This is a genomic window from Kribbella sp. NPDC051718 (assembly GCF_040681515.1).
GTDB lineage: Bacteria > Actinomycetota > Actinomycetes > Propionibacteriales > Kribbellaceae > Kribbella.
Genome location: NZ_JBFAYZ010000015.1, coordinates 129,470 through 141,930 on the forward strand (window position 1 = coordinate 129,470; position 12,461 = coordinate 141,930).

The 12,461-nt window shown below is 67.8% G+C and carries 14 protein-coding genes; 11 read left to right on the forward strand and 3 right to left on the reverse strand.

Annotated features, from left to right (window positions below):
* Nucleotides 1-40: 40 nt before the first annotated feature.
* Complete coding sequence (locus tag AB0M15_RS38440) at nucleotides 41-511, forward strand: nitroreductase family deazaflavin-dependent oxidoreductase (protein WP_363830872.1); 471 nt, start codon at nucleotides 41-43, stop codon at nucleotides 509-511.
* Here AB0M15_RS38440 and AB0M15_RS38445 read toward each other — a convergent pair.
* Nucleotides 504-1,688 carry a phosphotransferase gene (locus AB0M15_RS38445; RefSeq protein ID WP_363830875.1) on the reverse strand — a complete coding sequence of 395 codons (1,185 nt, stop codon included), beginning with the start codon at nucleotides 1,686-1,688 and terminating at the stop codon, nucleotides 504-506. The two genes, AB0M15_RS38440 and AB0M15_RS38445, sit on opposite strands and share 8 nt — an antisense overlap.
* Before the next feature lie 118 nt (nucleotides 1,689-1,806).
* On the opposite strand from AB0M15_RS38445, the gene AB0M15_RS38450 reads away from it, so the two are divergent.
* Complete coding sequence (locus AB0M15_RS38450; protein ID WP_363830879.1) at nucleotides 1,807-2,292, forward strand: MarR family winged helix-turn-helix transcriptional regulator; 486 nt, start codon at nucleotides 1,807-1,809, stop codon at nucleotides 2,290-2,292.
* Here AB0M15_RS38450 and AB0M15_RS38455 read toward each other — a convergent pair.
* Nucleotides 2,289-2,999 carry a hemolysin III family protein gene (locus AB0M15_RS38455; RefSeq protein WP_363830883.1) on the reverse strand — a complete coding sequence of 237 codons (711 nt, stop codon included), beginning with the start codon at nucleotides 2,997-2,999 and terminating at the stop codon, nucleotides 2,289-2,291. The genes AB0M15_RS38450 and AB0M15_RS38455 overlap by 4 nt on opposite strands.
* Before the next feature lie 222 nt (nucleotides 3,000-3,221).
* On the opposite strand from AB0M15_RS38455, the gene AB0M15_RS38460 reads away from it, so the two are divergent.
* Nucleotides 3,222-4,001 (forward strand): isoprenyl transferase, encoded by a 780-nt coding sequence (locus tag AB0M15_RS38460; protein WP_363830886.1) that lies wholly within the window; start codon nucleotides 3,222-3,224, stop codon nucleotides 3,999-4,001.
* On the opposite strand, the gene AB0M15_RS38465 is transcribed toward AB0M15_RS38460, so the two are convergent.
* Nucleotides 3,958-5,043, reverse strand: a complete 1,086-nt coding sequence (locus tag AB0M15_RS38465) for an NYN domain-containing protein (protein WP_363830889.1) — start codon at nucleotides 5,041-5,043, stop codon at nucleotides 3,958-3,960. The genes AB0M15_RS38460 and AB0M15_RS38465 overlap by 44 nt on opposite strands.
* Nucleotides 5,044-5,442: 399 nt before the next feature.
* Here AB0M15_RS38465 and AB0M15_RS38470 point away from each other — a divergent pair, with 399 nt between their 5' ends.
* The 8 genes from AB0M15_RS38470 to AB0M15_RS38505 all read left to right on the forward strand — a co-directional run bounded on the left by AB0M15_RS38470 (nucleotide 5,443) and on the right by AB0M15_RS38505 (nucleotide 12,438).
* Nucleotides 5,443-6,777 (forward strand): PhoH family protein, encoded by a 1,335-nt coding sequence (locus AB0M15_RS38470; RefSeq protein ID WP_328328195.1) that lies wholly within the window; start codon nucleotides 5,443-5,445, stop codon nucleotides 6,775-6,777.
* Nucleotides 6,778-6,938: 161 nt separating this feature from the next.
* On the forward strand, nucleotides 6,939-7,637 hold the full coding sequence (locus AB0M15_RS38475; protein ID WP_363830894.1) for a hypothetical protein: 699 nt from the start codon (nucleotides 6,939-6,941) through the stop codon (nucleotides 7,635-7,637).
* An 8-nt stretch (nucleotides 7,638-7,645) separates the two neighbouring features.
* The gene (locus AB0M15_RS38480; protein ID WP_363830896.1) at nucleotides 7,646-8,290 is read left to right on the forward strand and encodes a hypothetical protein; all 645 of its coding nucleotides are present in this window, start codon (nucleotides 7,646-7,648) and stop codon (nucleotides 8,288-8,290) included.
* Between the two features lie 20 nt (nucleotides 8,291-8,310).
* Complete coding sequence (locus AB0M15_RS38485) at nucleotides 8,311-9,714, forward strand: class II fumarate hydratase (protein WP_363830899.1); 1,404 nt, start codon at nucleotides 8,311-8,313, stop codon at nucleotides 9,712-9,714.
* Nucleotides 9,711-10,400 carry a DUF402 domain-containing protein gene (locus tag AB0M15_RS38490; RefSeq protein WP_363830902.1) on the forward strand — a complete coding sequence of 230 codons (690 nt, stop codon included), beginning with the start codon at nucleotides 9,711-9,713 and terminating at the stop codon, nucleotides 10,398-10,400. Before AB0M15_RS38485 ends, AB0M15_RS38490 begins: the two co-directional genes overlap by 4 nt.
* A 383-nt stretch (nucleotides 10,401-10,783) precedes the next feature.
* Nucleotides 10,784-10,948: a hypothetical protein gene (locus AB0M15_RS38495; protein WP_363830906.1), complete on the forward strand. Its 165-nt coding sequence runs from the start codon at nucleotides 10,784-10,786 to the stop codon at nucleotides 10,946-10,948.
* Nucleotides 10,949-10,962: 14 nt separating this feature from the next.
* A complete protein-coding gene (locus AB0M15_RS38500; RefSeq protein WP_363830909.1) occupies nucleotides 10,963-11,331 on the forward strand; it encodes a hypothetical protein in 369 nt (122 codons plus the stop codon).
* Between the two features lie 75 nt (nucleotides 11,332-11,406).
* The gene (locus AB0M15_RS38505) at nucleotides 11,407-12,438 is read left to right on the forward strand and encodes a hypothetical protein (RefSeq protein ID WP_363830911.1); all 1,032 of its coding nucleotides are present in this window, start codon (nucleotides 11,407-11,409) and stop codon (nucleotides 12,436-12,438) included.
* Nucleotides 12,439-12,461: the final 23 nt, after the last annotated feature.

Consider the following 12,461-nt stretch of genomic DNA (forward strand, 5'->3'; position numbering starts at 1 on the left):
CATGCATACCCAACTTTGCCGGTGACGGCAGACTTCGTGCATGGGCTGGTACACGAATGTCATCCGCTCGTTAGGGCATCGGCAGTGGTTCGCGGTGGCCGGCCGCAACTTGGTACCAATAGACCGTTGGCTGCAACGAAAGACGAACAGCCGGATCACCATTCTCGGCCGATCCGCCTTGCCTACTTTGCTTCTGACGACCAAGGGCCGGAAGTCCGGACTGCCCCGGACGGTGCCGCTGATCTATGCGCCGGACGGTGACAGCTTCGTCGTCACCGCCTCGAACTGGGGGCAGGAACACCACCCGGCCTGGTCGGGCAACCTACTCGCCGCCGGCGAGGCGACCATCTCCCTCGAAGGTGACCGGGACATCCCGGTCCGCGCCGTCCTCGCGGAAGGAGCGGAGCGGGACCGGGTCTGGCCACTCGTCACCAAGGTCTGGCCTGCCTACGACACGTACGTCGAACGCAGCGGCCGGGCGATCCGCGTTTTCGTACTGACGCCTAGCTGATGGTGGAGACCAGGTTCACCAGCGTGCGGGTGAGCCGGACACGTTGCTCGAAGAGCTCGATCCCGCACTCAGTGGTCTTGCCGAGCTGCTCCAAAGGCAGTGCCGTGAAGGTCGCGCGGGCCATCAGCGAGCCGAGGTAGCCGTACCGCACCTCTTCCTCGGACACCGTCATCCCCTCCGCGGCCACGCCCTCCAGGAACGCCGCGAGGATGACCGTATGGATGGTCGGCAGCTCCTCCGCCGCGAGCTCGCCGGCGTGCGCGAGGCCGACCAGGAGCTGGCCGAGGTCGAACCCGATCGCCTGCGGGCAGTCGAAGCCCCAGTCGATCACGACGAACTCGTCCTGCTTGTCCTCCGGCACCAGCAGGTTCTGCGGACTCGCGTCCCCGTGCTGGTACGTCTGAGGCAACGTGTCCAAGCGATCCAGTACTCCGGGCAGCCGGTTCGCCAACTCGAGTAGCTCGTCCCGGAGACCGTGGTCGCCGGTCGAGCAGATCGCCTGGGCCAGCAACGGGTGCTGCCAGGTCTGGTCGTCGGCGAGCAGCGGGATCGCGCTGGTCAGGACGCGGCCGCCGGTGTAGTACCGGAGACCGACTCCCGGGACGTGGACGTTGCCGCGGGGGAACAGCGGCTCGACCAGGTGGACCTGGCGGCGGGCCGACAGCCTGCCGAGCAGGTTCGCGGCGTGTTCGAAACGGCCCAGCGACCAGCGGCCGGGGGCCTGGTGGACGTTTTCCATCCACAGGGTCGCGCGGTCGTCGTCGTACTCGTCGGCGCGGTACAGCATCGGCAGCCGGAGGCCGTCCGGGAGCACGGTCGCGATGTCGCTGTGGTGGACCTTGACTTCGAGCTGCCAGGGGAGGTTCTGGATGAACGCCTCCCGGAACGGTTCCGGGACCAGGTGGATCATCGGCCAGTGCCGGACCGATGCGAGCTTCTTGACGAAGACGGACCATTCGACCGTCTCGCCGGAGTGGAGCTCGGCGGTGCCGAGGACGCGCAGTAGGGCCTCGGTGCTCGGCGTACCGATCTCGTAGTCGACCGGCTCGACCCGCGTCGAGGTCGGTACGGCGCCCGGCAGGCCGGTCACCTCGCGGACGAGGCAGGCGAGCGCGCGCTCGTCGGGTGCGTCCCGGCCGAGCTCGGCCAGTCCGTCGCTGACAGTGGTGGTGTTCATAGGTCCCCCCGGCATTCGGTAGTGCTTCGATGCTGCCGCCGAGTCTTCAGCTCACCTTAAAGATCCGCCGCGCCAAAGAAGTAAAGCAGCCTTACTACCGAGATAGTAAAGTTGCCTTATGACTTCCGTCAACGCCCTTTCGGGCCATGCTGAGGGACTCCGTGGGCTGCACATCGCCGGGCTGCTCGGGCTGGCGCTCAAGCGGTTGCGCGAGGAGATCCTGGTTGACGGCGAGGAACAGTTCCCCGGGTTGCGGGTGTCCCACTTCCGGTTGCTGGAGCTGATCCCGGACAGCGGGGCGCGGATCACCGACCTGGCCGAGATCGCCGGGATGACCAAGCAGGGGCTCGGGCAACACGTCGACTACCTGCAGGAACGCGGGTACGCCGAATCCGAACGGGTGGCCGGGGATCGGCGGGTGCGGCTGGTCCGGCGTACCGCTGAAGGCGACCGGGCGATGGAGTTCAGCCGGGCGTCGATCGACCGGGTCGAGCAGGAGTGGAAGCGACGGCTCGGCGAGGAGAAGTTCGAGCTGCTCCGGGAGGCGCTGGTCGAGGTCTGCGGCCCGCTGGACGAAGAGCTGGAGTGGCTTTCCAGGCCCTAGCTGCGGTACGTCGCGATGCTGACCGCGATGTAGTGGCAGATGAAGGCCGCGACCGTGCAGGCGTGGAAGATCTCGTGGAAGCCGAACCACAGGGGTGACGGGTTCGGCCGCTTGGTGCCGTAGATGACCGCGCCGATCGAGTAGAGCCCGCCGCCGACCGCCAGCAGTGCCACCACGGACGCGCCGCCCAGGTGGTAGAAGTCGCCCATCCAGAAGATCGCGACCCAGCCCAGGGCCAGGTAGATCGGGGTGTAGAGCCAGCGCGGGGCGCCGACCCAGAAGATCCGGAACAGGATGCCGATCAGTGCGCCGCCCCAGGCCAGGCTGAGTAGCAGGATCCGGTCGTCGCCGCGCAGCAGCACCACCCCCAGTGGGGTGTAGGTGCCGGCGATCAGCAAGAAGATGTTGCTGTGGTCGAGCCGGCGCAGGATCGCCTCGCCGGTCGGGCCCCAGTAGAACCGGTGGTACAGCGCGGAGATGCCGAACAGCAGCATCGAGCCCATCGTGTAGACGGCGGCGGCCCAGCGAGCGCTCGTGCTCGGCGCCAGGCAGATCAGCACGATGCCGGCCGCGGTCGCGAACGGGAAGGTGCCGGCGTGCAGCCAGCCGCGCAGCTTCGGCTTCAGTGGGGCGAGCCGTTCGGTCAGTGTGTGCCCGTGCTCGTGCGGAGCTGCGCTGGTCGAAGTGGGGGCGGTCCTGGCCGTCATCGGCGTCCTCTCGCATGGGGGCGTCGGTCTACTTACCCAACCGTACCTACGCAACCGTAGGTTCAGTCATCAATCAGCATGAAATGTAGGCCAGATCACCGCAGCGAACCGGTTCCCGGAGTGTCCGACGCCCAAACTCCGGGAAAAGTTCGATCACTCTACGGAAGCGGAAATCTCGGCTAGCCTCAGAAGCCGGAGAGCTTCTGAGGAGAGCACCTGCCCATGCGGACACCTGGCAAAGCAAAGCTGCGCGACGTGGTCTACGGGCTGTACGAGCGCCGGCTGGCGCGATCGCTGTCACCGGACCGGATGCCCCGCCACATCGGCGTGATCATCGACGGCAACCGGCGCTGGGCCCGGGCGACGGGCGATCCGGTGGCGCGCGGCCACGAGGCCGGTGCGACCAAGATCACCGAGTTCCTGCACTGGTGCGACGAGGTCGGCGTCAAGGTCGTCACGGTCTGGATGCTGTCCACCGACAACCTGACCCGGCCGGCCGAGGAGCTCGGGCCGCTGCTGCGGATCATCGAGTCGACCGTCGAGGAGCTGACCACGATCGGCCAGTGGCGGCTCCATCCGGTCGGCGCGCTCGACCTGCTGCCGGCGGCGACAGCCGAAGTACTGAAGGGTGCTGAGACCGCCACCCAGAACGTCGACGGCATGCTGGTCAACGTGGCCGTCGGCTATGGCGGCCGCCGCGAACTGGCCGACGCGGTCAGGTCGCTGCTGCTCGAGGAAGCCGCGAAGGGCATCTCGATCGAGGAGCTGGCCGAGCGGGTCGACGTCGAGCACATCGCCGAGCACCTCTACACCAAGGGTCAGCCCGACCCGGACCTGGTGATCCGGACGTCGGGGGAGCAGCGCCTGGGCGGCTTCCTTCTCTGGCAGAGCGCCCTGAGCGAGTTCTACTTCTGCGAAGCCCTCTGGCCGGACTTCCGCCACGTCGACTTCCTGCGCGCTATTCGGAGCTACGCCCAACGAGAGCGCCGCTTCGGGACGTGAGTACCGCGGCCTCTGGCGCACCCCGGCCACAGCGGCGGCACGTAGTACGGCGTCTGAGGTAGTAGGCGTAGGTGGCAGCGCCTAGGCCTGCTCCCCAGACGACCCAGAGGGTGCCGGGTAGGGCCAGACCCCACTCGGAGCCTGCGTTGTCGCCGGGGAGGCGGATGTTCATCAGGCCGGCGGGGATCAAGACGACCGCCACCATCGACGCGGGGACGATGGCTAGCAGGGGTGGGACGCGGCGGCCGGCCTTGAACCAGATCCAGCGGGGGCAGACCTCACCCCAGCGGTGCACGAGGCCGTGGGTGAGGATGCTGCCGCCGATGCCCATGGCGGCCATCCCGAGGCCCATCTCGAGCATGCCGGGCGTGTCGGCCATCATCTGGTGGAAATCGTGGGTGATGCCGAGTTCCCAGCCGAAGTACCAGGCGACCCGGGTGAACTCGTAGGGGATGTTGGCGACGACCGCGATGAGTACCGCACGGCGTCCCCACCGCAGGGCGCCCTCAGGGGTCTGCCAGGCCTTGAGTGGACTGTCGTCGCGTCCGCAGCTCTGGCAGGCATTGCGGAGCCGCCGGTGGTAGCTGACGGCCGTAGCGGCCCACAGGAGGCCGCCGACGAACATGATCAGGATGTTCGCCCGGTGCCAGTACAGGATGTCGCCGACCCCGTCCTGTGCGCCGGGCACGCCGGTGAAGGCGAAGACGAGCAGCGCGGGGGACAGGGCGAGCATGGCCAGCGGCGTGTAGTCGGGGATGACGAGCGCCAGCAGGACGGCCATCACCACGGCGTACGGGAGCAGTAAGCGGTTGCTGCGGGCATGGGTCATCAGTAGTGCGACCACTGCCCCGAGGAGGCCGAGTACGGCCATCACCGGGGCGACCACGCTCGCTGGCGTGCCTTCCAAGATCGAGGCGGTCGCGTGGTCGTCGTCGACTCGTGCGAAGGGGTAGCCGGAGCCGCCTGCGGCCCAGTAGATGCCCAGGACCCCAGAGGCCAGCGACCACAGGGCGGTGGCGTGACCGAGCGTGGTTTTCAGCATGCGAACAGCGTGCGGCGGCGGACCTTCGCACAGCCTCACCCTGCCGGGTGAACGGCGTCGCCCGGTAGGGGGAAACGTGTAACAAGCCGTTAACCCCGTGGCCGGGCGTGTCGGGCTGCGGCGTTTGCGCGACAGACCTACAGTCCTTAGTGACGGTCGGAGGGGAAGCCGGCTGTCCGGGAGGCCCGATCAGATGAGACGTAATTGCTCAGCGGTAGCCCCATGAGGCGCCGAACGGAGTGCCCGAGACCCACGGTCTCACTCTCACTGATTTCCGGTTCCGCGCGTGCTGCGGGACGGAGGGGGTCTGCACCAGACCTCCGGGTCCGGACCCGGTCCAACACCTAACCACTGGTGGGCCGGGCGTGGTGCACGCTGCGGTCCGAGAGGACGTGCGACATGGCTGCCACCCACGCCAAGGCGTCAAACCCCTCATCCACGCCGGACCAGCGCACTTTCGTGCTGGACACCTCCGTGCTTCTCTCCGACCCGCACGCGATGCTGCGGTTCGACGAGCACGAGGTGGTCATCCCGGTTGTCGTCGTCACCGAACTGGAGGCAAAACGGCATCACCCTGAGCTCGGCTACTTCGCACGGACCGCGTTGCGGTTGATGGACGAGCTCAGGATCCAGCACGGACGATTGGACGCGCCCCTGCCAGTGGGCGAGAAGGGTGGAATGCTCCGGGTCGAGCTGAATCACACCGATCCCGAGAGCCTGCCGGCCGGTTTCCGGCTCGGCGACAACGACAGCCGGATCCTCGCGGTGGCCTGCAACTTCCAGGCCGAGGGCCGCGACGTCACGCTGGTCTCCAAGGACCTGCCGATGCGGGTCAAGGCCTCGGCCTGCGGCCTGGACGCGGAGGAGTACCGCGCCGAGCTGACGCTGGAGTCCGGCTGGACCGGGATGGACGAGATCGAGGTGCCGACCAGCGACGTCGACTCGCTCTACGAGGACGGCGTACTGGACATCCCCGAGGGGCGGGACTTCCCCACCCACACCGGGCTGGTGCTGCTGTCGGAGCGTGGCAGCGCGCTGGGCCGGGTGATGCCGGACAAGCGGATCCGGCTGGTCCGCGGCGACCGGGAGGCCTTCGGGCTCCGCGGCCGTTCGGCCGAGCAGCGGGTCGCACTGGATCTGCTGCTGGACCCGGACGTCGGGATCATCTCGCTCGGCGGGCGCGCTGGTACCGGTAAGTCGGCACTGGCCCTGTGCGCCGGGCTCGAAGCGGTGATGGAGCGGCGCCAGCACAAGAAGGTCGTCGTCTTCCGGCCGCTGTTCGCGGTCGGCGGCCAGGAGCTCGGCTACCTGCCCGGCTCGGAGTCGGAGAAGATGGCGCCCTGGGCGCAGGCGGTGCACGACACGCTGGGCGCGCTGACCAGTCCGGACGTGATCGACGAGGTGATGGACCGCGGCATGCTCGAAGTGATGCCGCTGACCCACATCCGCGGCCGGTCGCTGCACGACGCGTTCGTGATCGTCGACGAGGCCCAGTCGCTGGAGCGCAACGTGCTGCTCACGGTGCTGTCCCGGATCGGCGCGAACTCGCGGGTGGTGCTCACCCACGACGTCGCGCAGCGCGACAACCTGCGGGTCGGCCGGCACGACGGCGTGGTCGCGGTGGTCGAGAAGTTGAAGGGCCACCCACTTTTCGCCCACGTCACGCTGACCCGGTCGGAGCGCTCGCCGATCGCCGCGCTGGTGACCGAGATGCTGGAGGACGTCCAGCTCTAGCAGCCCGTCTGTAAAACGAAAGTAAGACTTTCGCGGTACCCGGTGCGGCCACACGCCATGTGGCCGCACCGTTCATTGTGACGTTGTTGTGATCACGCTCTGATTAGGCCAGAGTATGTTCCTGTTGCAGCCGACGGGGGTCGGGTAATTCGGAAGGACAGATGAAAGCCAAGCGCTCCGTCGCGATCCTCGCAGTCACCGGGATCGCCGTCGTCTCCGTTGTCGCAGGCCTCGACCTCTTCGCCTCCCCTGGGAGCGCGACCGCGTCCGACCCGGTCTCCGGGCGCGCCGAGATGGCCGTGCTGAACAGTGAGCGCGCCCAGGCGGCCAAGTCGCCGAAGCCGAAGGAACTGACTCCCGCGGAGCAGGCCCAGGAGGTCATTCAGCTCCGCAACCAGATCGAGGCCGTCGAGTCGGCCCGCAAGGCCGCGCAGGACCAGTCGGACCTGCGGCAGAAGGCCAAGAACACCGCGATGGCCCGGTACAAGGCGCTCCAGAAGACGCAGCGCAGCTCCAGCGAGGAGCGCGCCAGCCGCGACGCAGAGCGGAAGAAGTTCGAGGGCACGCCGAAGCAGATCGCGAAGAACCTGCTCGCCGACCACGGCTGGAAGGACAGCCAGTTCGGCTGCCTGGAGAGCCTGTGGAACAAGGAGTCGCGCTGGCGGGTCGACGCCGACAATCCTTCGTCGAGCGCTTACGGCATTCCGCAAGCGCTGCCCGGCAACCGGATGGCGGCGTACGGCAAGGACTGGCGCACCAACCCGGTCACCCAGATCAAGTGGGGCCTGGACTACATCGACAACACCTACGGCTCCCCCTGCAGCGCGTGGTCGCACTCGCAGAACAAGGGCTGGTACTGAGCTCAAGCGTGGGCGAGGTGGCACGGGCGGTCAGCGAGCGGGGTGAACTCCTGCTCCGCCGCCGTACGGACGGGGCGCTGGAACTGCGGGTCAACGGCGTCTTCGTGATGGACGACGTGGAGACGTCCAGCGAGGAGTTGCTGGCGTCCGCTGCGCTGGATGCCGTACTACGGCCCGCGCGGGTGCTGGTGGGCGGGCTGGGGCTCGGGTACACCGTGCGTGCCCTGTTGACCGATACGCGGGTGTCGACGGTCCTGGTGGCTGAGATCGAGCCGGCTGTGGTCGAGTGGATGCGGTCGGGGCTGGTGCCGTCGGTGCTCGACGACGCGCGGGTCTCGGTGGTGGTGGGGGATGTACGCGACGTCGTACTGGCTCAGCCGTCGGCGTCGTTGGACGGGCTGCTGCTCGATGTGGACAATGGGCCGGACTTCCTTGTCTACAACGAGAATTCGGCGCTCTATGAGAGTGAATTCCTCGCCGAGTGCCGCGGGCGGCTGGCTCCGGGTGGGGTGTTGACGGTGTGGTCGTCGTCGGCGTCTTCCGCTTTGGAGGCGGCGATGCGTGAGGTCTTCGGCGAGTGTGTGGTGCGGCCCGTTCCCGTCGCCCTGCAAGGACGGTCCGAGACGTACTACGTCTATCAGGGTGGCTCCTAGTCTCCACGTACTCTGCAGGTATGGGAGACAACGTGGAATTCAGGATCGAGCACGACACGATGGGCGAGGTCAAGGTGCCGCGCGACGCGTTGTGGCGGGCGCAGACCCAGCGCGCGGTGGAGAACTTCCCGATCTCCGGCCAGCCGCTGGCGCCGGCTCTCGTGCACGCGCTCGCCCAGATCAAGGCGTCGGCCGCGGTGGTGAACGCCGAGCTGGGCGTGGTGGACGGCAAGCTTGCCGACGGCATCGTCGCGGCGGCGGACCGGGTGACGGCGGGGGAGTTCGACGCCGAGTTCCCGATCGACGTGTTCCAGACCGGGTCCGGTACGTCGACGAACATGAACGTGAACGAGGTGCTGGCCACGCTCGCGACCCGTTCTTTGGACGCTGAGGTGCACCCGAACGATCACGTGAACGCCAGCCAGTCGAGCAACGACACCTTCCCGTCGGCGATCCACGTCGCGGCGACGGCGGGGGTCGTGCAGGATCTGTTGCCGGCGCTGGAGCACCTGGTGGAATCCCTGTCTCGTAAGGGATCTGAGTTCGCGTCGGTGGTGAAGTCGGGGCGGACGCACTTGATGGACGCGACGCCGGTGACGCTGGGGCAGGAGTTCAACGGGTATGCGGCGCAGATCAGCCGGGGTGCGGACCGGGTTCGGGCGACGCTGCCGCGGGTGACCGAGTTGCCGCTCGGTGGGACCGCTGTCGGGACGGGGATCAACACGCCGGCCGGGTTTGCGGGGAAGGTGATCGCTGAGCTGAATCGGCGTACCGGGCTGGAGCTTCGTGAGGCTGCTGACCATTTCGAGGCGCAGGGTGCTCGCGACGCTTTGGTGGAGTTGTCGGGGCAGTTGAAGACGATCGCGGTCAGCCTGACGAAGATCTGCAATGACCTGCGTTGGATGGGGTCTGGGCCGCGCGCGGGACTTGGCGAGATCGCGTTGCCGGACCTGCAACCGGGGTCGAGCATCATGCCGGGCAAGGTCAACCCGGTGATCTGTGAGGCGACGCTGATGGTCGCCGCCCAGGTGATCGGCAACGACACCACCATCACGGTGGCCGGGGCCGGGGGCAACTTCGAGCTGAACGTGATGCTGCCGGTGATCGCGCGCAATCTGCTCGAGTCGATCCAGCTGCTGAGCAACACGTCTCGCCTGCTGGCCGACCGCTGCGTGGACGGCATCACCGCTCACGTTGAGCATGCCCGCGCACTGGCCGAGTCGTCGCCGTCGATCGTCACGCCGCTGAACAAGTACATCGGCTACGAGAACGCGGCTGCCGTCGCGAAGAGCGCGCTGAAGCAGGGCAAGTCGATCCGGGAGGTCGTGATCGAGAACGGTCACGTCAGCAACGGCGACCTGACCGAGGAACAGCTCGACGCGGCGCTCGACGTGCTCTCGATGACGCGGCCGGCCGGGTCGTGACGGCCGAGACGACGACCGGGGTCGAGCTGTACTGGGCGCCCGGCACGAGGATCGAGTGGGTCTACGAGGAGCAGGGCCGGTTCAGCGAGCTGCCGAACGTGCGGCCGATGACGGTGGTGCGGGACGACGAGGACGGGCTGGTCGCCTGGCTGGCGCCCGGGACGCCGGTGATCAAGCCCGTGCTGCTCGACGGGCGCGAGATGCGGCACGCGGGTCCGTTCGGCATGTTCACCGAGGACCGGGTGCTCAAGCTCGACATCTGGCACGGCACCGGCATCCTGCTGGTCTCGCCGACCGGCAAGCCCTGGTCCGTGTGGCATTTCTGGTCCGCCGACGAGACGTTCCTCGGCTGGTACGTGAACCTTGAGTCCGAGCACCAGCGTGATGTGGAGGCGAAGCGCACCACCTCCGAGGACTACGTCCTGGACCTCTGGATCCACCCTGACCGCCGGATCGAATGGAAAGACGAAGACGAGTTGGAGGGCGCCGTAGCCGCCGGCCGCTACACCCAGGCGGAGGCCGACCGGATCACCGCAAGCGCCCACATCGCCATCCAGGACATCGAAGCCTGGACCACCCCCTTCTCCGAAGACTGGCAATCCTGGCGCCCAGACCCACATCTACGCCTCCCCGAAGCCCCCACCGGCCACGCCGTAACCCACATAGCCAAAGAACTCCTCGGCTGACCGATCCAGGCCCTCGGGTGAGGGCCTGGTGTGCTGCGAAGGCTGTCGTGGTTGAGGGGTTGCTCCGGCAAGGACGGCCGTGGTGCGCGGTCTGTGCCCCGCCCGCGGAGGGGTCTGGGCCGATGGGTCACCTTGGCGAGGCGGCTTGTGCGGCGGGGCCGCGATCACCGGGATGGCTGAGGTTGGTGGCCGAGGGCAACGGGCGGACCGCCGGCCCATCAAAGCCCGAGGGAGCAACGTCTGGCTCGGCGTGTCGGGATGGTTTGCGGGCGTCTGATGGTGTGGCGGTCCGTCCGGCGCTCGGGCCGGTCCGCCGATGCACACCCAAACCCGCTCGGCAAGCGCTTACCTCGGCGTGTCGAGGTCGGGGGCTGGGGTTGTGTATGCGTGGCGGTCCGGCTGGGCTGGGGGAGCGGATCGGCATCGAGCGACTGGGGATGGAGGAGCTTGCCGGGAGTGAGCGGCGGTTCGATCTGATCTGGTGTCGTGAGGTGGTGCCGCAGTTGGCGGATCTGCGGGGAGCCTTGGCGGGGTTGCATCCGTACTGAATGCCGATGGGCGGATGGTCGTCTTCACCCAGACGGCGACGGAACTGCTGACGACCGGTGAGGCGGAGATGATGAGCCGGCATCTTGGCAACGTCATCGCCAACCTGAACGAGACGACGCTGGAGACCGCCTTCGCCGACGCCGGGTTGGTGATCGACGAGAAGGACGTGATCGGCACGGAGTGGCGGGAGTACGCCGAGGAGCGGACACAACCCGTCTCCCGGGCGCTCCTGCGGCTGGCGCGACTCCGGCGTACCAGGAAAGCGGTCGTCGCCGAGCACGGCGAGGACATCTACCACCATGTCGAGGCAAACCTGCACTGGGAGGCGTACCAGTTCCTCGGAAAACTCCGCCCGACGGTCTACACCCTCAAACGCGGCTAGCCCTGGTTGAGCGCGCCGTGGCGTAGTGTGCTCCCGTTCCGGCGGGGTACGACTTTCGCGATGCGAGGAAACCAAATGCTGCGTGTTCTGCTTGCTGTGTCGCTGGTGGGTGCGGCGCTCGGCCCCGCCCCGATGGCGCACGCGAAGGCTGACTCGGGCCTGACGATCACCACGGTCAGGCTGAGCAGGACGAATCTGGCGGTGACGGGGCTCAACACCGTGCCGGTCACGGTGGAGGCCGAGGGCGGCTACGACTCCGCGACCGCCGACCCGAACCTGAAGCTACGCGCCGGCCTGGGACGGGACAGTGGTGCAGGGCAGGCGCAGGAGCTCTATTCGACCGCGATGACGCGGTACTCGGGGACGACCCAGCACGGTAAGTGGCGCGGCGTCATCCATGTCCCGTCCACCGCCAACGGCGTCTTCTTCGTCTACGGAATGGGCACGGGCTTCAAGCCCAACGGGGAACTGATCGACTTCACGCAGGTCAGCAGCGGGCCCAAGCTCGCGGTGAAAGGGACGAACCAGCCGAGGTTGAGCGGCCGGGTCACTCCGGCGGTCGTACCGGTCGGCAAGCCGTACACGGTCAACTGGCGGGTCATCAACTACGCGACCAACCAGCCGTACGGCGCCAAGCTGAAGGCCGTGGTGGGCGTCGGCGCCGGCTGCGCACGGCAACAGGGCCGGCAGGTCATCAGCGACGTCCTGGGCAACTTCTCCCAGCCTCTCGCGGCCGGTTCGGTGGGCCAGCTGCACTGCTTGATCGTGCCGAATGATCCGTTCCCGATCGCCAGGATGGAGTTCTATCCCCGGCGCCTGGGCGTCGTCGCGGCCGCGCCGCTCAAGGCTGCTGTCCCGGCCGGCGCGAGCGTGCCCGTCAACGGAACGATCACTGGTGCGCCCTACCCGTGCTCTGTGCAGTTGCAGCGCTTGCAAGGCAGTGGGCAATGGCGGACAGCCAGTACCGGGCTGACACGGTCGAGTGGTCGGTTCACCGTCACGGCTCCGCCGGTGTCCAAGGGATCGGGGACGTACCGGGTCTCGTTCTCGGCTTGCGCGAACTTCGCCGCGGCGGTCAGCAAAACCTTTCCGATCCGGGGTGTCTGACTGCGCCGGGGCGTCCTCAAATG